Here is a 24,126-nt window from a genome sequence, read left to right as displayed (position 1 = left end):
CAGCCCGCTGGGCATCAGTGACCGACAACGGCGGAATCTTCGGACCCGGGCGACTCATGCCCGACTAACGACGAATCTCTGACTCAGGTCACTAGGGGGGTACCGTCCGCCATTGCGGCAGCTCCTCAATACCTACATGCGAAATCATCGCAAGGGCAAACCGGACGCCGACGCAGTTCGAATCTTCCTGGAAACGTGCGATGCCGTTTCGAGCATCTTCGGATCCTCTGCATTTAGGCTGTCCAAGGACGACAAGTTGGGTGCTTTCAATAAGGCGCTATTTGACGCAATCATGCTGCCCCTGGCATTCGCCGACAGGGGATCTGCCGTGAGTAAGTCCGAGCAAATTCGCGAGTTGAGGACAGAACTCCTCGATCGGGAAAGTTTCCAGACGGCCATCGGCAGGGCAACGGCAGACCGCAGCCGCATGCATGGGCGCGTGCGGTCCTTCGCTGCCGGACTCGCAAAGCTGGGGGTCCGCTGCGACCTCCCCTCTCTTCCTGAATAGCGAGGGACCTTATGGCTGCTCCCGACCTCGAGTCCCTATCCGAATTTATCGACAGCCTTCGCGAGGTCGAGACCCTTCTTTCGGTTGCCCCCGCGCCGCTTGGGGCCGGCGGAGTCGCAGCACAAGCGCACGACAGAGAACTCGCCAACGCAGTTACGCGATCGTCTATCGTGATGCTGGTTGCGCATTTTGAGGGATTCGTAAAAGCGGCGCTGACGGAGCTGATCGACGAGATCTGTGAAGCGCAGCCGCCTACTCGAAGGATCCCTGAAGGGCTACTCGAGTTGCATACCCGAGGGCGGATAGAGGAGATTTTTGGCACGGAAGGGCCTGAGCGGATCCATAAAACGCGGAAGCTCTTCTCTGCCTACGCTTCACTCTGGGATGCAGATCGTACAATCAATCCACAAGTCCTATCCGCGAAGATCCTTACTCGCCAGTTTACCAACGCCAAGCCCGAAATCCTGGAGAGCGTTTTCAACCTTCTCGACGTCAATGACGTGATTTCACAGATTGACGTACACGTAAATCGCGAGATTGCCAATCGGGGCGACGAGGAAACGCGAGTCAAGGTCGAAGTCAAGCTGACGGAGATCGTCAACAGGAGGAACAAGATCGCACATGGGGACCGGACAGAAAAGCCGACCCCGATCGAGGTTCAAAGCTACATAACGTTCCTAAAAGACGTTGCGAATTGCTTGTCCAGCGTAATCCATAGTCGAATACTTCACTGTTGTTCTCTGAGGTGATTCGACACCTGCTTGCGCAATGTGGCGAATCGGTCAACCTGTAAGTCACCTCTCAGGCAGGCGCACGCCGCGTCGTTCTCCGGACGCGCCTCCACAGGGTGGCGGAGCTGGCTGCGTTCGTAGCTCGATGGCACACCTGGCGTCCATGAATCGGCCTCGCACCCAGGAGGAGACTCAGTTCCTCTCCATCGCAGCGGAGTACAGCGAATGGATAGGACCGGACGATCTCCCGGCATGGGAACACGATCTAATAGTGGCAGCCAAGTTGTTGGCAGCTTCTACCGACCTTGGTCCTGGCATGCGCGTATCTGCTTCGCGAACATGACTGACCCCCTGGCCTCGGCGCGCTTCCGCGCCAGATCGAGTGACAGCCACGGTCATTTGAGGAACGCCACGGCGTCCGTAGGGTGTGGCAAGCGTCGCAGCGCCCGAGCGGGATGAGATGCGGTGACGGCTCATCTGGCGGCGCCAGGCTTGCCTGGTGGATGTCACCGAATGCTCCAGCTGTTGATCAGGTTCGATAGTCGAGATCCCTGCCACCGCTGGCCTTGATCAGCCAGGATAGTGAACCGCTTCCAAACGGCCAGCCGGTGGTGGCCACTTCGACCCAGCCGTGGCCTGGCTCATCGGATCCCGCGTCCCACCACCACCGGCTGCGATCGTCGCCCATGCCGTCCTCGGTCGGGTCGAAGTAGTAGAGCCAGTCTGACAGCGTCCAAGGCTGCTGGTTGAAGGCTGATTTCTGCTCGGGCGTCATCGCCTGCCACGTCTGCAGCCAGGCCTGAACATCGAATGACGGGTCGGGCTCCGGCTCTGGCGCGCACCGCTGCATGAACTCCACTGGCAGCAGCTCCGACCATCGCCCGAACGTTGGCCAGTCACCTGTCCGCTGGACCACACATGCCAGCACGGCACGGGCGTTCGCGATGACCCGCGCCGGATTCTCGGCGATGAATCGGACCCGCACGAGAAACGGCCGCTGTCGACCGTCATCGGCCCCGAGACCGGACTGAAGGCGCCGCAGCTCGCCCTTGATGATCCCCACGGCGAGAAGTGTGCACCGCCACCGGCTTTGCCGCACTTAAAAGGCGAGCCGGGGCCTCCAGGTCTTGATGGACGGCTGACATGCCGAGTGCCTGCTGTCTTTTGAGCAGCAAAGGTGCTGGCGGGCTCGCTACCGCGGTTCCGGTGCAACTGGCCAGGCACACGCGCGAGCTCACGCCGTGCATCTGACTGCCCGGTTGAAGAAGCGCGGAGCGCGCGGCCCGCCGCTCCCGGCCAGGCCGCCGGCTGCATGTCTGACAGCTCGGGCTGTGGGTCGTGAACCACGGGGTGATCAGGGCGAGTGCGCGAGGTGCGGTCAGGATGATGTCCCCGGCAGGGGCGCCGGGCTCCGAGATGGAGAAGGGCCGTTTGGTGACTGCGGGAAGCGTCGTGAGGGTGGAGACTCCCGTCCCGCCTTGCGTTCAGGCCCTTTGTGCAGCGGCGCGCTCCACTCGGACACCAACACCAGGACCCGCGGACCGCTCCGACGGCAAACGGGATGAGGTCCAGGGCGAACAGTGGGTAAGGCCGGCGGGCCATCGACCCGGGGCAGCGCCAGCCCCAACCGCTCCACCGACCTGTAGTCCCAGGCGTTCCCCATGCGTGCCCGATCACGGGAACCACAGGGATCCACGGCACCCACCACCTTCTCTCAAAGCAGGGGCTGATCTCGGCAGCTTGGGACATCAGGACACTGGGCTCGACCACGACGAGATCGGCGGCCTCTCCTGGCGGCCGGTGGCGTCGGGGCTTCTGTGGGTCCGACGGATGAGCCGATCGGCCTCACCACGCCTGACGGGTGACATTCGTGCGGGTCGGGATCGCTTCGGGCGGTGGAGGGGGCGCGCGGCTTGATACTCCGGCCATGAGACCAGCCCGTTCCATGTCGCGGTCGCGCCTTGCCGCCGTCACCGTCCTTGCCGCGCTCATCTCCCTGAGCTCGCCCGTCACGGCTGCCGGGGGCGCGGTGGGCGATGGGGGGCGTGGGGAGTGTGTCAGTTCTCGGGTGCCCGAGCGGGGGGCGGCGCGTGAGGTTCTGCGGATCGCCGAGCAGGCGCAGGCGGAGATGGGGCTCAAGTCCGTCATTCTGCGGGTCACCGACGGGGGGCGCGAGGTCGTCACCAGCGCGCTCGGCGAGTCGATGACGGGGGTCCCGGCCGAGCCCGCCATGCACTTCCGGAACGGCAACATCGCGATCAGCTACATGGGCACGGCGCTGCTGCGGCTCGTCGACCAGGGGCGAGTCGGTCTGGACGACACCGTCGCGCGCTGGCTGCCCGATCTCGAAGGGGGCGAGCGCATCACCCTGCGCATGCTGGGCGCCTCCACCACCGGTCTCGTCGACTACGTCCCGCTGCCGGAGTTCCAGCAGGCGGTCACCGCGAACCCGTTCCGTCAGTGGACGGCCGACGAGCTGGTGGCCCTCGCCACCAGCAAGCCGCGGTGGTACGACCCCGGCACCAACTGGAGCTACTCGCACGCCAACTTCCTCCTCCTCGGCAAAGCCCTGGAGAAGATCACCGGGACCCGGCTGGACGTCCTGCTCCAGCGGGAGGTCCTGCGGCCGCTCGGACTGCGCGAGACCCGCAACAGCTTCACGCCCGACATTCCCGAGCCCGTCCTGCACGCCTTCAACTCCGACCGGGGGATCTACGAGGAGTCCACCTTCTGGAACCCGTCGTGGACCACCGCCCCCGGAGCGGTGCAGACCACCGACATCTGCGACCTGGCCCGTTCGGCGGCCGGCATCGGCTCCGGCGAGCTGCTCTCGCCCGCCGGCCACCGGGAGCTGCTGAACCCGGGGACGGTCGGTCTGGGCCGGCCCACGTCCACGTGCCCGGCCACCGTCTGTCTTCCGAACACCGAGGCCACCCACTACGGCATGGGCGTGATCGTCCTCGGTGGCTGGATCGCCCAGCATCCGCTGTTCTTCGGCTACTCCGCCTCGCAGGCCTACCTCCCGTCCAGGCGCCTGGCCATCGCGGTCTCGACGACGGAAGGCCCCACCGCCCAGGACGGCCACTCCGCCCACGTGATCGCTCAGCGCATCGCCGCCGCCCTCGCCCCCGACAGCCCCATCCCCGACTTCGGCTGACCCGCGCCCGCGCCCGCGCCCCGCCCGCGCCCGCGCCCCGCCCGCGCCCGCGCCCCACCCGCGCCCCGCCCGCAACCGCCGGCCTGCCCCGCCCCCGTCCCCGTGAGGACCGCCGGCGATGCGCCGGACGGGTACTTCAAGGGCGTTCGTGGAGGCGGTGCGGCTGCGGGCTCCGGGGGGGTCGGTAGCTTCCTGATCCGGCGCGCACACCCGTGGGCGGCCCCGAGACGAGGAGAGCGGCGTGTCCCGACCTGTCACCGTGGGAGTGGACGGATCCGAAGGCAGTGTGGCGGCGTTGGACTGGGCCGCCGACGAGGCGGCGCTGCGCGGTGGCGGGCTGCGGCTCGTCTACGCCACGCTGTGGGGGCAGCACCAGTTGGGGGCCATGAAGGTGTCCCACGAGGACCGGGCCGGTGAGGCGGAGAACGTGATCGCCGCGACCGAGCAGCGTGCCCGGGCCCGGCGGCCCGGCCTCGTCATGAGCGCGGAGGAGATCGAGGACGCCCCCACCCGGATGCTGCTCGCCGCCGCCTCCGAGGCGGACATGCTCGTCGTGGGCTCGCACGGGCTCGGCAGCCTCCGTGGCTTCGTCGTCGGATCCGTGGGCCAGGAGGTCGTCGCCGACGCGAAGCGTCCCGTCGTGCTCGTGCGCCCGGGGTACGAGGACAGTGGCCGGAAGCGGGTGGTGCTCGGCCTCGACGTGGCCGAGGTGAAGCCGGAACTCCTCGACTTCGCCTTCGACTTCGCCGGGCGCCACGACGTCCCCCTGGAGATCGTGAACACCTGGCACACCTCCTTCCACCGGCACCATGGAGCGGACGACGAGGCCGGGACGGCGTCGGCCCTGTCGAACGCGGTCGCTCCCTTCCGGGAGAAGTTCCCGGCGGTACGGGTGTCGGAGGTGTCCGCTCCCGGGCGGGCGGCCGAGCACCTCGTCGACGCCGCGTCGGACGCCGGTCTCCTGGTCGTCGGCCGGCGCCGGGTCGCCAGGGGCTCCCACATCGGATCCGTCACCCACGCCGTGATCCACCACGCCCCCTGCCCCGTGGCCGTCGTGCCGCACTCCTGACGCGACCTCACGAGCCCTACAGCCGTACGGCTGTAGTGAGGTTCCGTCGCGGCCGGTTGACCCGGCGTACCCCCTGAGGGTGTACTCCCGGCATGGACGAGGTGGGGGATACGCCCGAGGGCGACGTGTCGGGCGAGGTCATGACGGCACAGCGGTACGTCGACAGCAGGTTGACGCAGTATCAGGAGTGGTACGACCTCAAGGCCACGCGGATGAAGGCCATGCACCTGCGCATGCGTACCCTCGCCGTCGTCGGCGGGGCGCTCGTGCCCGTGCTCGTCAACCTCGACATGGGGTTCGCGAAGATCACCGCCACCGTCCTCAGCCTCGTCGTGGTGGCGTCGGTGTCGTTGGAGAGCGTGTACTGGTACCGGGAGCAGTGGAAGAACTACCGGTCGACCGAGCAGCTCCTCGGCCACGAGCGGGTCTACTTCGCCGCCCGGGTCGGGCCGTACCACAACCTCTCCGACCGCGAGTGCTTCACGACACTGGTCGCCCGCGTCGAGAAGGCCATCGCCAGTGAGAACGCGGCGACCCTCAACGTCATGACCCTGGGCGGGCAGGTCAATGCCGACGTCCAGCAGCAGGGTGGCATCCCCGCCGCACGGCAGGAGGCCAAGGGCGCGTGAGCCTGCGCATCACGGTTCTCGGGTCCGCCACGCCCCACCCGCGGCCCGGGAACCCCTGTTCCGGGTATCTCGTCGAGGGCGGCGGCGCCCGCGTGTGGGTGGACGCCGGCAGCGGCTCGCTCGGGGAGTTGCAGCGGTACGCCGCGCTCGGGGAGATCGACGCCGTGTGGATCTCCCATCTGCACGCCGACCACTGCGCGGACCTGCTCACGGCCTACTACGGGCTCCTCCATGCCGACATCCGGCTCGACGCGCCCGTCCCTCTGTTCGGGCCGCCGGGGATCGCCGAACGGCTCGCCGGGTTCCTGACCAACGGGCCCCGGCGCAGCCCCGTCGAGGACGCCTTCGCCGTCGAGGAGCTGTACGACGGCCATGAGGCGCGCGTCGGGGGACGCCGTCTGCTCGCGCGGGGAGTCGAGCACGGTGGGCTGCCCGCCTTCGGCCTGCGGGTCGAGGACCCCGAAGGGCTGCGGATCGCCTACTCCGGGGACTGCGAGCCATGCCCGGCGGTCGTCGAACTCGCCCGGGACTGCGAGCTCTTCCTCTGCGAGGCCGACGGGGATGGGCCCGGGCACCACTCGGCCGAGCAGGCGGGGCGGACGGCCGCAGACGCCCGCGTCGGCACGCTGGTCGTCACCCATGTCGGGCCCGGGACCGAGCCCGAGCAGGCGGTGTCCAGCGCAGCAGGGGCGTTCGCGGGGGAGGCCGCGTACGCCTCGCCCGGTGCCGTGTTCGGCGTTACGCGTCGAAGTCGTACTCCAGGACGTACGACGCCGAGTCCAGCGTCATCTCGTTGAGCTCCACCGCGACCCCCTTCGCCGTGAAGGCCGTACGGCCGATCAGGATCACCGGCGTTCCGAACTCCAGGGACAGGCGGGTGGATTCGTCGGCCGTGGGCATCCGGCAGCGGATCTCCTCGCGGAAGTGGACCGGCTGGTGACCGAGTTCGGTCAGTCGGGCATAGGTGCCGCCCGGGCCGGTGTCCGGCGTGGCGATCGGGGTGTCCTGGGCGAGGTCCGCCGGGAGGTACGAGACCGAGAGCAGGACCGGCTTGTCGTCCAGGACGAAGCGGCGGCTGCGGACGCAGACCGGGGCGTCGGCCGGCAGGCCGAGGGCGGCGGCGACCCGGGCGTCCGCCGCCGCCCGGCCGACCTCGATCTGGTCCACCACCAGCGCACGGTCCTCGATGTCCGCCGACCAGACCGAGCGGCCCGTGCCCCAGTGGTCCTGCGCGAGCCGGGGGATGCCCCGCCGGCGCAGCGGCCGGAAGGTACGGACGAAGACCCCGGCGCCCTTGCGGGCCTCGGCCAGGCCCTCGGTGCGCAGGACGGCGAGCGCCTGTCGGGCCGTCATCCTGGCGACCTCGTACGTGGCCATCAGATCGTTCTCGCCGGGGAGCCGGTCGCCGGGGGCGAAGGCGCCTGACTGGATGGCGGTTCTCAACTCGTCGGCGATGCGCTGGTACTTGGGCCGACGACCGCTGTCCTGGTCAGTCATGGGTGGACCACTCCCTTCGTCTGCGGGACACCCTACGGCGCGCTCCGACCAGGTGAGGCACGCCTGTGCGCCGACCTGTGCGAGTGATCCATCCATCGGGGGACTTCTCTAGAGATACGTTGACAGAGGGGAGCGGTCGGGTTTCTCTGGGTGTATCTCTAGAGAACTGGAATTCCGGGACGGAGGGGATTCGTGCAGCCACTGCCCGAGGTCGGTGACCTCGTACGCGACACCGCCACCGGGCGGGTCGGCTTCTACGTGGACAGCGTCGCCGGCCGGTTTCTGATCCGGCCCGTCAACGGCGGTCGCGAGTGGGAGGCCCAGCCCGGCGACGTCCAGCTCGCCACGCCCATGAGGGAGCTGCGGGCCCGCGCCGCCGAGATCAACGCACGGAGCAGACGCGGCATCGGGAGCTGAGCCGCCGCGCACGTCGGGCTCGTCGGGCCCGCCTCTGCGGCACGCGGGCTGCGGCTCGGGCTCCGGCCGGCAGCCGGGCGCCGGAAGCCGGGCGCCGGCCGCCGGGCGTTGTCAGTGGGGCGCGCGACACTGGAGACATGTGCCGCAGCATCAAGACTCTCCGACCGCCGGTTCTGCCCGAAGAGGCGACCGAGGACGACATCCACGCCGCCGCCCTGCAGTACGTCCGCAAGGTGTCCGGGTTCCACAGACCCGCCGCGCACAACGTCGAGGTGTTCGACCGGGCCGTGGACGAGATCGCCGCGGCGACCGCCCGGCTTCTCGACGGACTCGAGGTGCGCGGGCTCAGGAAGCCGGCGCGGGAGCCGCAGCCGGACGCCGTATGACGTAGGCCGCCAGGGCGCCCGCCAGGAACAGCGCGAGGACGGAGACCCCCGCGCTGAACCAGGTCGCGCCCAGCCACAGCCCGCCGAACCAGCCGAGCGCCACGCTGTAGCCCGCCCAGGCCACCCCCGCGAGCGCCGACCACGGCAGGAAGTGCGCGATCCGGCGCCGTGCCGCGCCCGCGCCCAGGGAGACCACCGAGCGCCCTGCCGGGGCGAAGCGCGCGATCACCACGAGCGGGCCGCCCCCGCGTGCGAGGGCCACGCCGAGACGTTCCTGCGCGCGGGTCAGCCGGCGCGAGCGGGCGATCGCCCGGTCCAGCCGTGCCCCGCCCCTCCAGGCCAGCCGGTACGCGACGAAGTCGCCGAGCACGGAGGCGGTGGCCGCGCAGAGGAGAAGGGGAAGGACGGAGGGCACGTCGGAGGAGGCCGCGGTGGCGGTCGCGGCCGCCGTCGCGGCCGTGATCACCAGGACCCCGCTCGGCAGCACCGGCAGGAAGACGTCGAGCAGTACCGACGTGGCCACCGCCGCGTAGATCCACGGGCCTGCGGTCAGTGACTGCAGTGACCCCATGCTGTCGAGCACGTTCACAGCGCTAGAGCGTACGCGGGGGCGGGGAGCGAAAACCGGCAGGGGCCGGAAATCGCCTCAGCGATCTCCGGCCCCTGCCCGTTCAGCCGAAGGCCGGGCGTTCGGCCTACGCCCCGACCGGCTCGCGTCGGCCGTCGCGCCGGTCCTGGCGCAGATCCTCGCTCCGGTCCTCGTTCCGCCCCTCGGGCCGCTCACCCGCCCGCTTCGCGCGTGCGCCGAAGAGGCGGTCGAGAGCCAGGGCGCCGGGCCCGGTGAAGACGAGCAGCAGGAACGCCCAGCAGAAGAGCGCGGCGCTCTCGCCGCCGTTCTGGAGGGGGAAGAGCCCCTCGGGCTGGTGGACCTTGAAGTACGCGTACGCCATCGAGCCGGAGGCGAGGAGAGCGGCGGTACGGGTGCCGAGGCCGACGGCCACGAGGGCGCCGCCGACGAGCTGGATCACGGCCGCGTACCAGCCGGGCCAGGTGCCGGCCGGGACGGTGCCGCCGCCGACGGCACCGCCGAGCACGCCGAAGAGCGAGGCGGCGCCGTGGCAGGCGAAGAGCAGACCGATGACGAAGCGGAACAGCCCGAGCGCGTACGGCTGGGCCTGCTGTACGCGGTTGGCCAGGGGATTCATGGGGGTGTGACTCCTTCGGTCGAGTCGGTCCCGGGGGAACGGAACGCGGGGGGACGGAACCGATGAGGACGTCAGGTTAGGCACCCCTCACTAGTACTTGCAACTTCAACATTCGATCGCGTGGCGATCTGTGTCGAGTGTCACGCGAGGCGTGGGCGCTCCGGCGGGCCTGCCCGCCGCGGTGTCAACTCCCGCTCAGACGGCGCTCGTCGATGGTGACGAGGCGGCCGTCCGGACGCGCCTGGGTGAGCGTCAGACGGGCGGAACGGGCGTGCAGCGTGAGGGTCATGAGCTGGTTGCCGAACCAGGGGCCGCCCGTTCTGCGCCAGCCGATCAAAGGACGGCCCACGCGCGCGTGGCGGGCGAGAGCGCGGCCCAGGCTGCTGCCCGCACGGCTCCACCCGAAGCGGAAGCCCAGGCGTACCGGGCGCGGGATCGCGTTGTGGAGCGGCGAGCACGTCAGCTGGATCACCCGCGCCTCGGGCCGGTGCATGCCCGCGTCGCCCCCGGCCGGCTCGTCGGGCCAGTGCGGCTCCGCCACGTACGCGTGGTGGACGTCCCCGGACAGGACGCACACCGTCGCCGGCGCGTCCGGGCCGGCGCCCGCCTCCGCGAGCAGCCGGGTCAGGGCCTCGAACGACGACGGGAACGCGGCCCAGTGCTCCAGGTCCGCCCGCTGCCGCACATCTTCCGCGAACCGCGCCCAGCGCCCTTCCGGCCCGCCGCGTTCACCCCGGCACAGGGCAGCGTTCCAGGCCTCCGCGTCATGGATCAGCGGTGGCAGCAGCCAGGGCAGCGAGGTGCCGACAAGGAGATGGTCGTACGAGCCCCGGTCCGACAGGGCCTGTTCGCGCACCCAGGCCGCCTCGGCCGGGTCCAGCATCGCCCGCGCGTCCTCCTTCAGGACCCGCCCCGCCCGGGTGTCGATCATCAGCAACCGCGTCCGGCCGAAGTCCCGGCGGTAACTCCAGCGCACGCAGGCCGGGTCGGCGTCCGCCTCCGCAGCGAACCGCCGCAGCAGGTCCGTGCCGTCCGGGACGGACCGGATCTCGGCGTACAGCGCGTCGGTGGCCAGCTCGGCGGGGGAGAGGTTGCCGAGGTGCTGGTACACCCAGTACGACATCAGCCCGCTGAGCACCCGCTCGCGCCACCAGTGCGTGGCCCGCATCCGGGCCAGCCAGGCGGCGCTGGTGTTCCAGTCGTCGATCACGTCGTGGTCGTCGAAGATCATGAAGCTGGGGACCGTGGAGAGCAGCCAGCGGACCTCGGGGTCGCCCCAGGACTCGTCGTAGAGCCGGGTGTACTCCTCGTAGTCCCCGACCTCCGAGCCCGGCGGGTCGCGCGGGTCCCGACGGGCGGCGAGCCATCGGCGGGTGGCGGCCGAGGTCTCGTCGGCGTACACCTGGTCACCCAACAGCACGAGCACGTCCGGCCGTTCGACGTCCGGCTGGTCGACATCCGGCGGTTCGGCGGCAGGCTGGTCGGCATTCGGCTGGTCGACATCCGGCTGGGCGCCGGCCGTGAGCTGCCGCGCGAGGTGCGTGGCGAGCGTGTCCAGGGCGTCCGGACCGACCGGGTCCCTCCCCTTCGCCGGTTTCGACGCCCAGCGGCAGGAGCCGAACGCCACCTTGACGTCGCCACCGGCGGAGGGGGTGCGGATCGTGCTCGGCGGGAAGCGCGAGTCGGCCGGCGGCCAGACCGTCCGGCCGTCGAGCCGCACCTCGTACGCCGTCGTCGTGCCGGGAGTCAGGCCGGTCACCGGGATCAGGGCGTAGTGATGGCCCGCGATCTGGAAGGTGCGCGTGCTGCCGCCGGCGCCGAAGGCGCCATGGACCTCCGCCGTGCACGGGCGGTCGGTCTCGACCCAGATCGTCGCCGAGTCGCCCGTCACCCCGTCGACGTACCGAAGTACTGGTCCGAGCCTCAGTCCGGCCGCCATCGATCTCTCCCCGCTCCTCCGTCGTCCCGCCCGTTCGGTAGGGAACGCCCGTACGGTACGGAACGAGGGAGGTGCGACGGAAGCGTTCTCAGCAGCCGTTCAGCACGGACTGCAGGGCGCTCTTCTCGGCGGAGTCCACGCTCAGGCCCCAGTAGTACTTCACGTGCACCCAGGCACGGGCGTACGTGCAGCGGTACGCGGTGCGCGACGGCATCCACTCGGCGGGGTCGAGGTCACCCTTGGCCTGGTTGACGTTGTCCGTCACGGCGATGAGCTGCGGGCGGGTCAGGTCGTTGGCGAACTGCTGGCGCTTGGCCGTGGTCCACGCGTTCGCGCCCGAGCGCCAGGCCTCGGAGAGCGCCACGACGTGGTCGATGTCGAGGTCGGCGGCGGCCGTCCAGGTCGCGCCGTCGTACTCGGAGTACCAACTGCCGCTGACGGCGGCGCAGCTGGAGTCCTGGACGACGTTCACGCCGTCGCGCTTGAGGACGACCTCGCGGGTGTTGCAGGCGCCGGACTGGGTGATCCAGTGGGGGAAGAGATCACGGCTGTAGCCGGAGGAGGAACCTTCCGCCTTGACCGTGAGGGAGGCGAGGTAGGTACGGGCGGCGGCCGCGCTGACAGGCGTGGGCATGGCTGCCTGGGCGGACGGCGCGGTGGCGAGGAGGCCGGTGACGGAGAGGGCGGCGGTGGCGGCGAGCACGGTCGCGCGACGGGCTATTCGACGCGCGTAGACGTTGGCGGCGAGCATGCGAACTCCCTTGAGGTGGGGGGACCTTGGCCGTGCCGTCCCGGGCGATCGCCCCGCGCGTCCCGGGCGGGTGCCCGGTGCGTACGGGGTGGAGTGCCCGGTGCGTGCCGGGTGGGTGCCCGGCGGCCCGGTCATCGTGGCGGCGCCAGGTTGCGGTTGGGGGTGCGCCAGGTAACAGGGTGACGACATGGGCACGTCACATCAAGGGGTGTGACGGAACGACACTTCCGTTTTCTGGCCCTAGGGTTGGTGCGTGCTTCTGGAAGTGAACGTCACCTTTGGGGTGGTTCTCGCCGTTCTGCTCGCCGTAGCGGCGGGCGTCGTCGCGTTCGCCCGGCTCGGGCGCCCCCGCGACTCGCTGATCGCGGGTGGGCGCGCGGCGGTCCAACTGGTCGCGGTGTCGCTCGTGATCGGCTGGGTGATGCGGCATCTGCCGCTGCTGCTGGTGTTCCTGGTGGTGATGTACGGGGTGGCGGCATGGACCGCGGGCCGGCGCGTCGTGCCCGGGGCGGGGCGGGGGCGGTGGTGGGTGGGGGTGCCGATCGCGGCCGGGGTCGGACCGGTGGTCGGAACGCTGCTGCTCACCGGGCTCGTGCCGGTACGGGGCGTGGCCCTCATCCCGGTCACCGGCATCCTCATCGGCGGCGCGCTGACCGCGACGGTCCTGGGCGGGAGGCGGGCCCTGGATGAGCTGGAGACGCGGCGCGGCGAGGTGGAGGCGGGGCTCGCGATCGGGCTGCCGGAACGGGAGGCGCGGCTGGAGGTGGCGCGGACGGCGGCGTCGGACGCGCTGCTGCCGGGGCTCGACCAGACGCGGACGGTGGGCCTCGTGACGCTGCCGGGGGCGTTCGTGGGGATGCTGCTGGGCGGTGCGTCGCCGTGGGAGGCGGGGGCGGTCCAGCTGTTCGTGCTGGTGGCGCTGATGGTGGTGCAGGCGGTGGCGGTGGCGGTGGTGCTGGAACTGGTGGCCAGGGGCGCGGTCGCGCGGGGGTGACCGGGGGGCGGGGGCCGCCGGGTCGGGGTGCGGGGTTACGCGAACGTCAGGCTGAGGGTGCCGTCCTGGAGGGGCGTCACCGTGATGGCCGTGAGGTCCTGGACGTGGACGTCCGGGGCGAAGGCCGCCGCCCGCGGGCCCACGCCCGCCACGCGCATGCCCGCCGCACGGCCCGCCTGGATGCCGGCCTCGGAGTCCTCGAAGACCACGCAGTCGGCCGGGTCGAAGCCCAGCTCCGCCGCGCCCTTGAGGAAGCCCTCCGGGTCCGGCTTGCTCGCGCCGACGCACTCCGCCGTCACCCGGGTCTCCGGCATCCGCAGCCCCGCCGCGCCCATCCGGGCCTGGGCGAGCTTCTCGTCCGCCGAGGTCACGAGGGCGTGCGGGAGGCCGTCGAGGGCGGCCATGAAGGCCGGGGCGCCCGGGACCGGGACGACGCCGTCGAGGTCCGCGGTCTCCTCCGCGAGCATCACCCGGTTGTCCTCGTAGTTCTGCTCCATGGGCCGGTCCGGGAGGAGGACGGCCATCGTCGCGTACCCCTGGCGGCCGTGGACGACCTTGAGCGCCTCGTCCGGGTCGAGGCCGTGACGCTCGGCCCAGCGGCGCCAGCAGCGCTCGACGACGGCGTCCGAGTTGACGAGCGTGCCGTCCATGTCGAGGAGCAGCGCGCGGGTGGTGAGCGCGGTCATCAAGGGTCTCCAGAGGGGTGGGAGGAGAGCAGAGCGGTCCCGCCCGCCGGTCAGGGGGTGCGGGCGGGGCCACTTTGTTCCTCGACGATACAAAACGAAAGGGCTCCCGCGCCAATCCGTCCCGCATCGCGGACCTCACGGGCCTCACGGGCCTCACGGGGCTAGGGACCTCACGGGCCTTGCAGGCCTCATGGCCGTGCTTCAGCCCGTGCGCTCAGTCCGTGCGCTCGGCACGTGCTCTCAGCCCGTGGTCACGGCCTCCAGGGCGCGGCGCGTCTCCGGCCCGTACACGCCCTCCTCGTCCTCCTCGATGTCCTGCCACGACTGGTACCGCTCGACCGCGCGCCGCACCTCTCTCGTGTACTCGCCGTCGATCGGGCCGTCGTAGACCCACACCTGTTCGAGCCGCCGCTGCAGCTCCGCGACCTCGGCCCCGGAGTCCCCGTAGCGCAGGGTCGGTGCCGGTGCGATCGGGGCGACCGTGGGCGTGCGCGTCGGTGCGGAAGTGGTCCGGGTGGCCGAAGGTGACGGCGGCCCGGCCGGCGCGGTGGCCGTGGTCGTGGCGGTCGCCTCCGTCGTACGGCTGGACGGGGACGGCGACGACGATGGTGACGTGGAACGTGAGGCCGAGGCGGACGCCGATGCCGCGGCGGACGAGGGGGACGCGGAGGCCGGTGAGGACGGGGCCTCCGACACGGCGACGTTCTCCGAGGCGCTCGCGGTGAGCGTGGGCGCGGCCGCCCGGTCGTCCGACTCGTTCCCGTCCCCGAGCAGCCCGCCCGCGACCGCCGCCGTGGCGACCACGGCGACCGCGACCGCCGCCGCCAGCGCCACCAGCGCGCCGCGCCGGCGGGTGGCAGGGCGCTCGGGTTCGTACGACCCGTACTCCGTGTCGTACTCGATGTCGTACGCCTGGGCCTCCGCCGCGATCCCGCTCAGGAGCAGGGGCGCCGTTTCGGCCGAGCCCGAGCCGGAGACCGGTCCCGAGCCCGAGACCGAGCCCGGTCCCGAGAACGAGTCGGGTCCGGAGGTCGGTCCCGGGGCCGCTCCGGGGCCGGAGACCGGTCCCGAGGTCGCTCCCGAGGTCGCTCCCGGGCCGGAGGCCCGTTCCAGACCGGCTTCCGGCCCGGCGGCCGGCCCAGGGCCCGCTTCCGGCCCCGCGCCCGGCCCGGCGACTGGCCCAGCGCTCGCTTCCGGGCGCTGACCTGCTCCCGGCTGCGGTCCCGCTTCCGGCCCGGCGGCCGGCCCAGCTCCCGCTCCCGGCCCCGCGCCCGCTTCCGCCCCCGAACCCGCCCCCGGAGGGGCCGGGACCGTCGGCGGGGCCGTCGGCGGGTTCCCCTGTTCGGCGGGCGACGACAGCGTCACGTACGGACGGATCCGCAGCGGATCGAAATCCTCCGCCGCGGCTATCTCCGCCTCGACACACGCGCAGCGCGGTCTGTGTACACCGCATTCAGGACAGACGTGTCCGACCACAGTTAGGCCCCTCCCCAGTTCACCTGGCAGCGATTATGCAGCCCGCACTTCGGCCGTCGTCCTCCACCAGGGGAACAGCCGTGCCCTTCCGCAGGCCATAACCGGACATTCCAATCAGGATGGGGAGGGGAACGGACCCGAGGAGATGCCCATGGCCCAGGAAGTACGCGCGGCAGACCCCAGCGGTGGCCCGGCGCCCGGGGACGGGCGGAGCCACCGCAGTGTGATGGTCGCGATCGGAGCGCTGCTGCTCGGCATGCTGCTCGCCGCACTCGACCAGACCATCGTCTCCACGGCCCTGCCGACCATCGTCAGCGAGCTCGGCGGCATGGAGCACCTGTCCTGGGTCGTCACCGCGTACATCCTCGCGTCGACCGCGGGCACGCCCCTGTGGGGCAAGCTCGGCGACCAGTACGGCCGTAAGAAACTCTTCCAGGGCGCCATCGTCATCTTCCTGGTCGGCTCCGCCCTCTGCGGCATCGCCCAGAACATGCCGCAGCTCATCGGCTTCCGTGCTCTCCAGGGCCTCGGCGGCGGTGGCCTGATGGTCCTGTCGATGGCCATCGTCGGCGACCTCGTGTCGCCCCGGGAACGCGGCAAGTACCAAGGGCTGTTCGGTGCGGTCTTCGGAGCGAGCAGCGTCCTCGGCCCGCTGCTCGGCGGGCTGTTCACCCAGCACCTCTCCTGGCGCTGGGTCTTCTACATCAACCTGCCGATCGGCATCGTCGCCCTCTTCGTGATCGCCGCCGTGCTGCACATCCCGGCCCGCTCCACCCGCCACACCATCGACTACCTCGGTACGCTCCTCATCGCCTCGGTCGCCACCTGTCTGGTCCTCGTCGCCTCCCTCGGCGGCACCACGTGGGACTGGAACTCCCCGCAGATCATCGGGCTCTCCGTTCTCGGAGCCGTACTCCTGGTGTGGTTCGTGTACGTCGAGGGGCGCGCCGCCGAGCCCGTCCTGCCGCTGAAGCTCTTCCGGATCCGGACCTTCACCCTCGTCTCGGTCATCAGCTTCGTGGTGGGTTTCGCGATGTTCGGCGCGCTGACCTATCTGCCGACCTTCCTCCAGGTCGTCCAGGGCGTCACCCCGACCGTTTCCGGCCTCCACATGCTGCCCATGGTCCTCGGCATGCTGATCACCTCGACCGTCTCCGGCCAGATCGTCTCCCGCACCGGGCGCTGGAAGGTCTTCCCGATCGCCGGCACCGGCATCACGGCCCTCGGGCTGCTGCTGCTCAACGAGCTGACGGAGAACAGCTCGACCTGGGAGACGAGCGCCTGCTTCTTCGTCTTCGGCGTCGGACTCGGCCTCGTCATGCAGGTCCTCGTCCTGGTCGTGCAGAACGCCGTCTCGTACCAGGACCTGGGTGTCGCCACCTCCGGCGCGACCTTCTTCCGCTCCATCGGAGCCTCGTTCGGCGTCGCCATCTTCGGCACGATCTTCACCCACCGGCTCAACATCAAACTCGACGCCGCCCTCGCCGGGCAGACGCTGCCGCCGGGCACCGGACCGGATCAGATCGCCGCCGACCCGCGCGCCATCTCCGACCTTCCGGCGGAGCTGCAGCAGCCGGTCGTGCACGCCTACTCGACCTCGATCACCGACGTCTTCCTCTACGCCGCGCCGGTCGTCCTCGTCGCCTTCGTCGTCGCCTGGTTCCTCAAGGAGGACAAGCTGCGCGGCTCGGTCACCGCCCCCGACGCCAGCCAGACCCTCGCCTCCAACCCGGTGGAGCGCTCCTCGTACGACGAGTGCGCCCGGGCCCTGTCCGTACTCGGCTCGCGCGAGGGGCGCAAGGCGGTCTACGAGAAGATCACCGCGAAGGCCGGGCTCGATCTGCTGCCCGCCGCGAGCTGGCTGCTGCTGCGGATCCGCCGCCACGGGACCGTGGAACCCGCCCGGCTCGCGGAGACCACCCCCGTACCTCTACGGGCCATCACCGCGGCGTCCCGCCAGATCGAGGAGCGCCGTCTGGCCCGCAGGGAGGGGCTGCAGCTCGTCCTCACGGAGGAAGGACTCGCGGCCGCGACACAGCTGGCCAAGGCGCGCGAGGAGTCGCTCGCCGAGCTGCTCGGCGACTGGTGGGGGCCGGACCGGCCCACCGATCTCGTCCAGCTGGTGGAGGAGCTGACGGCCGAGCTGAGCGGCTCGGACGCGGAGCGGCCGTACTCGCCCGAGCCGCCCCGCGACCATCACGCCTGAGCGTCCGTCACGCTGGAGTGACCATCACGCCTGAGCGTCCGTCACGCCTGAGCGACGATCACGCCTGAGCGTTCGTCACGCCTGAGCGTTCGTCACGCCTGAGCGACCGTCACACCCGAGCGTCCGTCATACCTGAGCGACGATCACGCCTGAGCGACGATCACGCCCGAGCGCCCGTCACGCCTGAGCGCGTTCGCGCTGGAGGTCCTTGCCGTACCAGACGTCCATGTAGGGGCCCTCGCAGTACGCCGGGATCTCCGCGTACCCGTGGCGCGTGTACAGGCCGCGGGCCTCGACCAGGTCCAGGCGCGTGTTGAGGACCATCCGCCGCGCGCCCAGGTCACGCGCCGCGTCCTCCAGCTTCCGCAGCAGGGCCCCGGCGCCGCCCGTGCCGCGGAAGGCGTGGCGCAGGAAGATCCGGGTCAGCTCGGCGCGGTCCTCGTCGAGCAGCAGCACCCCACCGCAGGCGGCCGGCTTCCCGTCGTAGCGGCCCACGAGGAAGTGTCCGGTCGGCGGGGCGAGCAGCTCCACGCCGTCGTTCGTCAGGCCCTCGTCTATCTCGGCCCGGGTCGCCGGCCGCTTCCAGTAGCGGCTCGCCACGTCGTCGTAGTAGTCCCGGCGCAGGGCGGTCGCGTCCTCCGTGTGGACGTCCTCGGGCGCGAAGGCCCAGCCCCCCGTGGTGGAACCGCTCACTTCGGGGACGCCTGCTGGACGACCTCGAACGACCAGAGCGTCGAGCCGCTGGCCGCCGGCTTGGGCCGCTCCCCGGCGCCGCCGCCCTCGTGCGCGGCCTTCATGGACCCGGACATCCAGTTCTGGAAGTCCTCCTCGCTGCGCCAGCGGGTGTACACGAGGTACTGGTCGGTGCCCTCGACGGGCCGCAGCAGTTCGAACCACTCGAAGCCGTCCGAGCCCTCCACGGCCCCGGCGCGCGAGGCGAACCGCTGCTCCAGGACCTCGCGCTGCTCGGCCGGGACGGTCAGTACGTTGATCTTCACGATGCTCATGAAGGGCAGGATATGACCGGCCCGGACCGGCCGCGTCACAGGAGCGGTGTGTCCGTCACGCCACGACCCGGGCCAGCAGCAGCCCGTCGTAACCCTTCACGCCGACCGTCTGGAGCGCTGTCGCATCCAACCGGGGTTCGCGGGAGACCAGTTCGAACATCGCGCGTGTGCCGGTGATCGCAGGGTCGTCCGTCTCCGCCTCCGCTTCGAGGATCGCACCGCCGCGCACGACGTTGTCGACGACGATGACCGTGCCGGGACGGGAGAGCTTCAGCGCCCACACCACGTAGTTCGGGTTGTTCACCTTGTCGGCGTCGATGAAGACGAAGTCGAACGGTCCCGCACCCTCGGTCTCCAGCTCGGCCAGGGTGTCCAGGGCCGCGCCCGTCCGGACCTCGACGACCTTCTCCAGCCCGGCACGGGCGATGTTGGCGCGAGCCACGTCCGCGTGGGTCGGGTTGTACTCCAGCGAGATCATCCGGCCGTCGGCGGGCAGCGCCCTGGCCATCCAGATCGTGCTGTAGCCGCCGAGCGTGCCGATCTCCAGGACCGAGCGCGCGCCGCACATCGTGACGAGCAGGTTCAGAAGCTTGCCCTGGTTGGGCGCGACGGCGATCTCGGGGAGTCCGGCGGCCGTGGAGTCGGCGAGGGTGGCGGCGAGCGCGTCGTCCGCCGGGGCGAGCAGATCGGTGAAGTAGCGGTCGACGGCGGTCCATTGATCCTGGGTCATGCGGCCGAACGTACCGCAGGGCTCCGCCGCCGTACGCGGATCGCCACGACCGTCCCGCCCGCCGCGAGCAGCACGCCGGAGACGGTGAGGAGCCAGACCGGGATCCCGTCGCCGACCGTGAGCAGCCGGTCGGTGTAGATCACCTCCCGGTACGGCGTGTCGGCGACCGTCCGCAGTTCGTGGTCGCCGTCGATCAGCGACGGTACGGGGAACGACTGGTCCAGGGCGGTCAGATAGACCGGGCGGCCGCCGGTGAGCGACGCGAGGGAGTCGCGCTGCGTCCCCTCGATCTCGCCCGCGAACCTCACCTCCGGCCGGTCGCCGCCGATGTCGTCGCGCGGCTCCATGCGGTGGTCGGCGAGGATGTACAGGCCGAGGGACTGCGGGGTCTTCGCCAGTCGGGAGAGCCGCATCGGGTAGACGAGCCGGTCGCTGGCGAAGCTGATCCGGAGCGGGGTCAGCTCGCCCTGGAGCGTGGTGCTGGTGCTGGTGCTGGTGCTGGTGCCGGTGGTGGTGCCGGTGGCGTCGGGCGCGAGCCGTACCGCTACGTACTCCCACTTCTGCTCGACGTACGGCGTCAGTTCGGTCGCCAGTCGTTCGGGGAGTTCGAAACCGTTCGTCTCCAGCCAGCCGCTCAGCGCCTTGGGGTCGGTGGCGGTCAGCCGCGCCACGTCGAAGGGGCCGAGCCGCTCGCGCCCGACGACACCGACGTCCGACCTGCCGCTCCCGGGAGCGGCGGCTCCGTCGGTGTCCGAGTTGTCGAGGTCGAAGGGCCAGTCGTCGCCGCGCGGCCAGAAGTAGTGCCGGTCCTCGTACGCGGGCCGGGTGAGGTCCTCCAGCGCGTCGAAGAGCGCCGCGTCGCCGAGCGTCACGTCCGCCCGGCCGGGTACGGGCATGATCCAGGCCGCCCGCTCGGCGTCCCCGCGCACGGTGAACCGCATGACGATCTGTTCCGTACGGCCGTCCCAGCGCACGGCCGAGGTCTCCCGGTCGACGCCGATCTGCTGGTTCCGGTCCGGGATCATGGCGCCGCAGCCGCAGGCGTACGCCGGTGCGATCAGCGAGCCGAGCTGGAGCGCGAGCAGCGCGACGATCATGGCCAGAATTCTGTGTGTCCCCCGCATGTGCGATCAGACGCGGCCCGGGAGATTCCGGTTCCGGGCGCCGAAAGCCTCGGAGCGGGGCGGGCGGGGCGGGCGGGGCGGGAGGCGGGGGCTCTGGGCGTAGGGGGATGGAACCCCCGCCTTCCGGTCTGTCAGGAGCGTCTGCCGGCCGCGTCCTTCGGGGGCGTTCGTCAGGAGCCGACCCGGACCCGCAACTCCTTGATCCCGTTCAGCCACGCCGCCCGCAGCCGCCGCGGTTCGCCCACCAGGGTCAGATCGGGCAGCACGTCCGCGAGCGCGTTGAAGATCAGATCGATCTCGTTGATCGCGAGCGACTTCCCGAGGCAGAAGTGCGGTCCTCCGCCGCCGAAGCCGAGATGCGGGTTCGGGTCGCGCGTGATGTCGAAGGTCTCGGGGTTCTCGAAGACCTCGGGGTCGTTGTTGGCGGAGGAGTAGAAGAGTCCGACCCGGTCTCCCCGCCGGATTTTCTGACCGCCGATCTCGGTGTCCTGGGTGGCGGTCCGCTGGAAGGAGACCACCGGGGTCGCCCAGCGCACGATCTCCTCGGCGGCGGTCGCAGGCCGCTCCCGCTTGTAGAGCTCCCACTCCTCGGGGTGGGTGAGGAAGGCGTGCATGCCGTGGCTGATGGCGTTGCGGGTGGTCTCGTTGCCGGCCACCGCGAGCAGCAGCACGAAGAAGCCGAACTCGTCGGAGGAGAGGTTGCCCTGGCCCTCGGCGGCGACGAGCTGGGTCACGATGTCCTTGGCCGGGCACTCCTTGCGCTCGGCGGCCAGGTTCATCGAGTAGCCGATGAGCTCCATGGCGGCCTCGGCGCCGATCTCCTCGGTGATGGCGTACTCGGGATCGTCGTACGCGACCATCTTGTTGGACCAGTCGAAGATCCGGGCACGGTCCTCCTGCGGTACGCCGATGAGTTCGGCGATCGCCTGGAGCGGCAGCTCGACGGCGACCTGGGTGACGAAGTCGAAGGAGCCGTCGTCGCCCGCGTTCCGCTTCGCCTCCTCGACGATCTTCCGGGCGCGCTCGCGCAGGGCGTTCTCCAGTGTCCGGATCGCGCGGGGGGTGAAGCCGCGCTGGACGATCTGGCGGACGCGGGTGTGCTCCGGCGGGTCCATGTTGAGCATGATCAGTTTCTGGACCTCGATCTGGTCCCTGGTGATGTGCTCGTTGAAGCGGATGACGGCCGTGTTCTCGGTGGAGGAGAACAACTCCGGGTGCGTGGAGACGTACTTGACGTCGGCGTGCCGGGTGACGGCCCAGTAGCCCTCGTCGTCGAAGCCCGTGATGCCGCGCGGCTGGGGGCACCACCAGACGGGTGCCGTCTGCCGCAGCGACGCGAACTCCGGGAAGGGTATGCGGCTCTGGAGCAGATCGGGATCGGTGGCGTCGAACCCTTCGGGGAGGTGAGGGCAGGGCATCGGCAACACACTCCATGTCTGGGACACCGGTGCCGGACGGCGTGCCTGGCGGCGTGTCCGGGCGGGTATGTCTGACGGCATGCTTGACGGGACGTCCAAAGTCTGACGGTCCATCAGAAGATGCCCGCAAGGTAGTAACGGGTTCTACAAGTCGCAAGGCATGCGACGGGAACTGTTGCCTGCGATCGGTGCACGCGGGTGCGTGCACGACCCTTGCGTACCGGCGGTAGCAGTCATAAGACTTCACTCAGAACTAGAACGCGTACTAGTTCCCCGTACCGCCCGCGTCGCGGAGTGCCGGGACACCCCGCCCGGGCGAGGAGAGGACGAGCTCATGGCCGCGGAACCCGTCATCGTCGAAGCAGTACGCACCCCCATCGGCAAGCGTGGAGGCGCGCTCGCCAATCTCCACCCCGCCTATCTCCTGGGCGAGACCTACCGTGAACTCCTCGGCCGCACCGGCATCCACGCCGACTGCGTCGAACAGATCGTCGGCGGTACCGTCACCCACGCCGGCGAGCAGTCCATGAACCCCGCGCGCAACGCCTGGCTCACCATGGGCCTTCCCTACGAGACCGCCGCCACCACCGTCGACTGTCAGTGCGGTTCCTCGCAGCAGGCGAGCCACATGGTCGCCAACATGATCGCCTCGGGCGTCATCGACATCGGCATCAGCTGCGGTGTCGAGGCCATGTCCCGCGTCCCGCTCGGCTCGGGATCCAAGCACGGGCCCGGTAAGCCCTGGCCGGACGAGTGGAACGTCGACCTGCCCAACCAGTTCGAAGCCGCCGAGCGCATCGCCCGGCACCGCGGCCTGACCCGCGAGCGGGTCGACTCCCTCGGCCTGCTCTCCCAGGAGCGGGCGGCGATCGCCTGGTCCGAGGAGCGGTTCAAGCGCGAGACCTTCGCCGTCCAGGTCCCGACCACCGAGGAGGAGCAGGCCGCGGGGCAGGGCATGTGGCGGCTCGTCGACCGTGACGAGGGGCTGCGCGACACCAGCATGGAGGCGCTGGCCCGGCTCAAGCCCGTCATGCCGACCGCCGTCCACACCGCCGGGAACTCCTCCCAGATCTCCGACGGGGCGTGCGCGCTGATGTGGGCGTCCAGGCGGATGGCCCGCGCCCTCAAGCTCAGGCCCCGTGCCCGGATCGTCGCCCAGGCCCTCGTGGGATCCGACCCGCACTTCCACCTCGACGGGCCGATCGACGCGACGCGCGCCGTGCTCGGCAAGGCGGGGATGTCGCTGAGGGACATCGACGTCGTCGAGATCAACGAGGCCTTCGCCTCGGTCGTCCTGAGCTGGGCGCAGGTCTTCGACCAGGACCTCGACAAGGTCAACGTCAACGGCGGCGCCATCGCGCTCGGGCATCCGGTGGGTGCGACCGGGGCGCGTCTGATCACCACGGCCCTGCATGAGCTGGAACGTACGGACAAGGAATTCGCGCTGATCACGATGTGCGCCGGCGGGGCGCTGGCGACCGGCACGATCATCCAGCGGCTGTAGGGCGCGAAAGCGCCGCCAGGCCGGCTGCCCGGGAAACGCCGCCGGGCCGGCCGCTCGGGAGACGCCGCCGGGCCGGCCGCTCCGGAAACGCCGCAGGCCCCGCCCCTCCGTGCGGAGGGCGGGGCCTGGCGGGTGCGCGGCTATCGGCGGCTGGGGGGTGACTCTTAGTACCAGCCGTTGGCCTGCCAGAACGCCCAGGCGGCGTTCGGGGAGCCGTAGCGCTCGTTCATGTAGTTGAGGCCCCACTTGATCTGGGTGGCCGGGTTGGTCTTCCAGTCCGAGCCGGCCGAAGACATCTTCGAGGCCGGGAGGGCCTGGACCAGGCCGTAGGCGCCGCTGGACGAGTTGGTGGCGGAGGGATTCCAGCCGGACTCGTGGGAGACGATCTTGCTGAAGGCCTGGTACTGCGAAGCCGGAACGATCTTCTTCGCGATCTCCTGCGGGGTCGCGGCCGAGGCCGTGGACGTCGTGCCGAGAACCGCACCCGAGGCGCCGAGCAGCACGGCTGCGGTGGCGGCGAAGGTCTTCTTGCGGGACGAGACACGAGTGGAGAGCGAGCGGAACACGAATCGACCTAACGTCGGGGACATGGGGCGCGCCGGACGTTTTCGGCAAGCCGGAACCAGAGCCCGGGGAACCCGGATCCTGCGGGGAATCGGCCTGTCCGAGGCGCTGCGCTGAACGCTGCTTGC

General features: G+C 70.6%; 26 protein-coding genes. 12 read left to right on the top strand and 14 right to left on the bottom strand.

Annotated elements, in window-relative coordinates:
* Positions 1-112: 112 nt before the first annotated feature.
* Together ACFY8U_RS23665 and ACFY8U_RS23660 are read left to right on the top strand one after the other, a co-directional pair.
* Positions 113-508, top strand: a complete 396-nt coding sequence (locus ACFY8U_RS23665) for a hypothetical protein (RefSeq protein WP_389573235.1) — start codon at positions 113-115, stop codon at positions 506-508.
* 11 nt (positions 509-519) lie between these two features.
* Positions 520-1,257, top strand: a complete 738-nt coding sequence (locus ACFY8U_RS23660) for an MAE_28990/MAE_18760 family HEPN-like nuclease (protein ID WP_389573232.1) — start codon at positions 520-522, stop codon at positions 1,255-1,257.
* Between the two features lie 511 nt (positions 1,258-1,768).
* On the opposite strand, the gene ACFY8U_RS23655 is transcribed toward ACFY8U_RS23660, so the two are convergent.
* Entirely contained in the window at positions 1,769-2,302 is a 534-nt protein-coding gene (locus ACFY8U_RS23655; protein ID WP_389573229.1) for a hypothetical protein, read from the bottom strand.
* Positions 2,303-3,307: 1,005 nt separating this feature from the next.
* On the opposite strand from ACFY8U_RS23655, the gene ACFY8U_RS23650 reads away from it, so the two are divergent.
* The 4 genes from ACFY8U_RS23650 to ACFY8U_RS23635 all read left to right on the top strand — a co-directional run bounded on the left by ACFY8U_RS23650 (position 3,308) and on the right by ACFY8U_RS23635 (position 6,891).
* The gene (locus ACFY8U_RS23650) at positions 3,308-4,396 is read left to right on the top strand and encodes a serine hydrolase domain-containing protein (protein ID WP_389573226.1); all 1,089 of its coding nucleotides are present in this window, start codon (positions 3,308-3,310) and stop codon (positions 4,394-4,396) included.
* A gap of 241 nt (positions 4,397-4,637) precedes the next feature.
* Positions 4,638-5,465 carry a universal stress protein gene (locus ACFY8U_RS23645; RefSeq protein WP_389573224.1) on the top strand — a complete coding sequence of 276 codons (828 nt, stop codon included), beginning with the start codon at positions 4,638-4,640 and terminating at the stop codon, positions 5,463-5,465.
* A gap of 92 nt (positions 5,466-5,557) precedes the next feature.
* Positions 5,558-6,094 carry a DUF4231 domain-containing protein gene (locus ACFY8U_RS23640; protein ID WP_389573221.1) on the top strand — a complete coding sequence of 179 codons (537 nt, stop codon included), beginning with the start codon at positions 5,558-5,560 and terminating at the stop codon, positions 6,092-6,094.
* Positions 6,091-6,891, top strand: coding sequence for an MBL fold metallo-hydrolase (locus ACFY8U_RS23635; protein WP_389573218.1), 801 nt, complete (start codon positions 6,091-6,093; stop codon positions 6,889-6,891). The genes ACFY8U_RS23640 and ACFY8U_RS23635 overlap by 4 nt, the downstream gene beginning before the upstream one ends.
* On the opposite strand, the gene ACFY8U_RS23630 is transcribed toward ACFY8U_RS23635, so the two are convergent.
* Positions 6,833-7,591: a GntR family transcriptional regulator gene (locus ACFY8U_RS23630; protein ID WP_389573215.1), complete on the bottom strand. Its 759-nt coding sequence runs from the start codon at positions 7,589-7,591 to the stop codon at positions 6,833-6,835. The two genes, ACFY8U_RS23635 and ACFY8U_RS23630, sit on opposite strands and share 59 nt — an antisense overlap.
* 192 nt (positions 7,592-7,783) lie before the next feature.
* Between ACFY8U_RS23630 and ACFY8U_RS23625 the strand changes: the two genes are divergently transcribed.
* On the top strand, positions 7,784-8,008 hold the full coding sequence (locus ACFY8U_RS23625) for a hypothetical protein (protein WP_361434832.1): 225 nt from the start codon (positions 7,784-7,786) through the stop codon (positions 8,006-8,008).
* Positions 8,009-8,145: 137 nt separating this feature from the next.
* The gene (locus ACFY8U_RS23620; protein WP_361434831.1) at positions 8,146-8,394 is read left to right on the top strand and encodes a DUF2277 domain-containing protein; all 249 of its coding nucleotides are present in this window, start codon (positions 8,146-8,148) and stop codon (positions 8,392-8,394) included.
* Here ACFY8U_RS23620 and ACFY8U_RS23615 read toward each other — a convergent pair.
* The 4 genes from ACFY8U_RS23615 to ACFY8U_RS23600 all read right to left on the bottom strand — a co-directional run bounded on the left by ACFY8U_RS23615 (position 8,354) and on the right by ACFY8U_RS23600 (position 12,289).
* Positions 8,354-8,965: a DedA family protein gene (locus ACFY8U_RS23615; RefSeq protein WP_389573301.1), complete on the bottom strand. Its 612-nt coding sequence runs from the start codon at positions 8,963-8,965 to the stop codon at positions 8,354-8,356. The two genes, ACFY8U_RS23620 and ACFY8U_RS23615, sit on opposite strands and share 41 nt — an antisense overlap.
* Positions 8,966-9,089: 124 nt before the next feature.
* Complete coding sequence (locus tag ACFY8U_RS23610) at positions 9,090-9,599, bottom strand: DoxX family protein (RefSeq protein ID WP_389573212.1); 510 nt, start codon at positions 9,597-9,599, stop codon at positions 9,090-9,092.
* Positions 9,600-9,783: 184 nt separating this feature from the next.
* Complete coding sequence (locus tag ACFY8U_RS23605; RefSeq protein ID WP_389573210.1) at positions 9,784-11,538, bottom strand: alkaline phosphatase D family protein; 1,755 nt, start codon at positions 11,536-11,538, stop codon at positions 9,784-9,786.
* Positions 11,539-11,626: 88 nt separating this feature from the next.
* On the bottom strand, positions 11,627-12,289 hold the full coding sequence (locus ACFY8U_RS23600) for an HNH endonuclease family protein (RefSeq protein ID WP_389573207.1): 663 nt from the start codon (positions 12,287-12,289) through the stop codon (positions 11,627-11,629).
* Between the two features lie 253 nt (positions 12,290-12,542).
* Between ACFY8U_RS23600 and ACFY8U_RS23595 the strand changes: the two genes are divergently transcribed.
* Complete coding sequence (locus ACFY8U_RS23595) at positions 12,543-13,283, top strand: ABC transporter permease (RefSeq protein WP_389573204.1); 741 nt, start codon at positions 12,543-12,545, stop codon at positions 13,281-13,283.
* A 35-nt stretch (positions 13,284-13,318) separates the two neighbouring features.
* On the opposite strand, the gene ACFY8U_RS23590 is transcribed toward ACFY8U_RS23595, so the two are convergent.
* Together ACFY8U_RS23590 and ACFY8U_RS23585 are read right to left on the bottom strand one after the other, a co-directional pair.
* A complete protein-coding gene (locus ACFY8U_RS23590) occupies positions 13,319-13,969 on the bottom strand; it encodes an HAD-IA family hydrolase (protein WP_389573202.1) in 651 nt (216 codons plus the stop codon).
* A 240-nt stretch (positions 13,970-14,209) separates the two neighbouring features.
* Positions 14,210-14,422, bottom strand: coding sequence for a peptidoglycan-binding domain-containing protein (locus tag ACFY8U_RS23585; protein WP_361594150.1), 213 nt, complete (start codon positions 14,420-14,422; stop codon positions 14,210-14,212).
* Between the two features lie 61 nt (positions 14,423-14,483).
* Here ACFY8U_RS23585 and ACFY8U_RS23580 point away from each other — a divergent pair, with 61 nt between their 5' ends.
* Positions 14,484-15,173, top strand: coding sequence for a hypothetical protein (locus tag ACFY8U_RS23580; RefSeq protein ID WP_389573304.1), 690 nt, complete (start codon positions 14,484-14,486; stop codon positions 15,171-15,173).
* Positions 15,174-15,596: 423 nt separating this feature from the next.
* Entirely contained in the window at positions 15,597-17,651 is a 2,055-nt protein-coding gene (locus tag ACFY8U_RS23575; protein ID WP_389573199.1) for a DHA2 family efflux MFS transporter permease subunit, read from the top strand.
* Between the two features lie 177 nt (positions 17,652-17,828).
* Here the strand turns inward: ACFY8U_RS23575 and ACFY8U_RS23570 are convergent, their stop codons facing one another.
* From ACFY8U_RS23570 to ACFY8U_RS23550, 5 genes are all read right to left on the bottom strand, one after another.
* On the bottom strand, positions 17,829-18,344 hold the full coding sequence (locus ACFY8U_RS23570; RefSeq protein WP_389573196.1) for a GNAT family N-acetyltransferase: 516 nt from the start codon (positions 18,342-18,344) through the stop codon (positions 17,829-17,831).
* On the bottom strand, positions 18,341-18,658 hold the full coding sequence (locus ACFY8U_RS23565) for an antibiotic biosynthesis monooxygenase (RefSeq protein ID WP_361593594.1): 318 nt from the start codon (positions 18,656-18,658) through the stop codon (positions 18,341-18,343). The genes ACFY8U_RS23570 and ACFY8U_RS23565 overlap by 4 nt, the downstream gene beginning before the upstream one ends.
* Positions 18,659-18,713: 55 nt before the next feature.
* Positions 18,714-19,388: an O-methyltransferase gene (locus ACFY8U_RS23560; RefSeq protein WP_389573192.1), complete on the bottom strand. Its 675-nt coding sequence runs from the start codon at positions 19,386-19,388 to the stop codon at positions 18,714-18,716.
* Positions 19,385-20,485, bottom strand: coding sequence for a DUF2330 domain-containing protein (locus ACFY8U_RS23555; RefSeq protein ID WP_389573189.1), 1,101 nt, complete (start codon positions 20,483-20,485; stop codon positions 19,385-19,387). The genes ACFY8U_RS23560 and ACFY8U_RS23555 overlap by 4 nt, the downstream gene beginning before the upstream one ends.
* 197 nt (positions 20,486-20,682) lie before the next feature.
* Positions 20,683-21,930, bottom strand: a complete 1,248-nt coding sequence (locus tag ACFY8U_RS23550) for a cytochrome P450 (protein ID WP_389573187.1) — start codon at positions 21,928-21,930, stop codon at positions 20,683-20,685.
* 334 nt (positions 21,931-22,264) lie between these two features.
* Between ACFY8U_RS23550 and ACFY8U_RS23545 the strand changes: the two genes are divergently transcribed.
* Entirely contained in the window at positions 22,265-23,434 is a 1,170-nt protein-coding gene (locus tag ACFY8U_RS23545; protein ID WP_389573184.1) for a steroid 3-ketoacyl-CoA thiolase, read from the top strand.
* 164 nt (positions 23,435-23,598) lie between these two features.
* Here ACFY8U_RS23545 and ACFY8U_RS23540 read toward each other — a convergent pair whose 3' ends face one another.
* Positions 23,599-24,000, bottom strand: a complete 402-nt coding sequence (locus ACFY8U_RS23540) for a transglycosylase SLT domain-containing protein (RefSeq protein WP_361593586.1) — start codon at positions 23,998-24,000, stop codon at positions 23,599-23,601.
* Between the last annotated feature and the right edge of the window lie 126 nt (positions 24,001-24,126).

The organism is Streptomyces sp. NPDC012508 (genome assembly GCF_042902595.1).
In the GTDB taxonomy this organism is placed as follows: domain Bacteria; phylum Actinomycetota; class Actinomycetes; order Streptomycetales; family Streptomycetaceae; genus Streptomyces.
This window is presented reverse-complemented; position numbering and strand designations above follow the sequence as displayed.

What these genes read in the sequence shown, in the direction of transcription:
- ACFY8U_RS23660 (WP_389573232.1), top strand. Translation starts at nt 520, where the DNA reads ATGGCTGCTCCCGACCTCGAGTCCCTATCCGAATTTATCGACAGCCTT.
- ACFY8U_RS23640 (WP_389573221.1), top strand. Translation starts at nt 5,558, where the DNA reads ATGGACGAGGTGGGGGATACGCCCGAGGGCGACGTGTCGGGCGAGGTC.
- ACFY8U_RS23630 (WP_389573215.1), bottom strand. Translation starts at nt 7,591, where the DNA reads ATGACTGACCAGGACAGCGGTCGTCGGCCCAAGTACCAGCGCATCGCC.
- ACFY8U_RS23620 (WP_361434831.1), top strand. Translation starts at nt 8,146, where the DNA reads ATGTGCCGCAGCATCAAGACTCTCCGACCGCCGGTTCTGCCCGAAGAG.
- ACFY8U_RS23615 (WP_389573301.1), bottom strand. Translation starts at nt 8,965, where the DNA reads ATGGGGTCACTGCAGTCACTGACCGCAGGCCCGTGGATCTACGCGGCG.
- ACFY8U_RS23610 (WP_389573212.1), bottom strand. Translation starts at nt 9,599, where the DNA reads ATGAATCCCCTGGCCAACCGCGTACAGCAGGCCCAGCCGTACGCGCTC.
- ACFY8U_RS23605 (WP_389573210.1), bottom strand. Translation starts at nt 11,538, where the DNA reads ATGGCGGCCGGACTGAGGCTCGGACCAGTACTTCGGTACGTCGACGGG.
- ACFY8U_RS23600 (WP_389573207.1), bottom strand. Translation starts at nt 12,289, where the DNA reads ATGCTCGCCGCCAACGTCTACGCGCGTCGAATAGCCCGTCGCGCGACC.
- ACFY8U_RS23590 (WP_389573202.1), bottom strand. Translation starts at nt 13,969, where the DNA reads ATGACCGCGCTCACCACCCGCGCGCTGCTCCTCGACATGGACGGCACG.
- ACFY8U_RS23575 (WP_389573199.1), top strand. Translation starts at nt 15,597, where the DNA reads ATGGCCCAGGAAGTACGCGCGGCAGACCCCAGCGGTGGCCCGGCGCCC.
- ACFY8U_RS23565 (WP_361593594.1), bottom strand. Translation starts at nt 18,658, where the DNA reads ATGAGCATCGTGAAGATCAACGTACTGACCGTCCCGGCCGAGCAGCGC.
- ACFY8U_RS23560 (WP_389573192.1), bottom strand. Translation starts at nt 19,388, where the DNA reads ATGACCCAGGATCAATGGACCGCCGTCGACCGCTACTTCACCGATCTG.
- ACFY8U_RS23555 (WP_389573189.1), bottom strand. Translation starts at nt 20,485, where the DNA reads ATGATCGTCGCGCTGCTCGCGCTCCAGCTCGGCTCGCTGATCGCACCG.
- ACFY8U_RS23550 (WP_389573187.1), bottom strand. Translation starts at nt 21,930, where the DNA reads ATGCCCTGCCCTCACCTCCCCGAAGGGTTCGACGCCACCGATCCCGAT.
- ACFY8U_RS23545 (WP_389573184.1), top strand. Translation starts at nt 22,265, where the DNA reads ATGGCCGCGGAACCCGTCATCGTCGAAGCAGTACGCACCCCCATCGGC.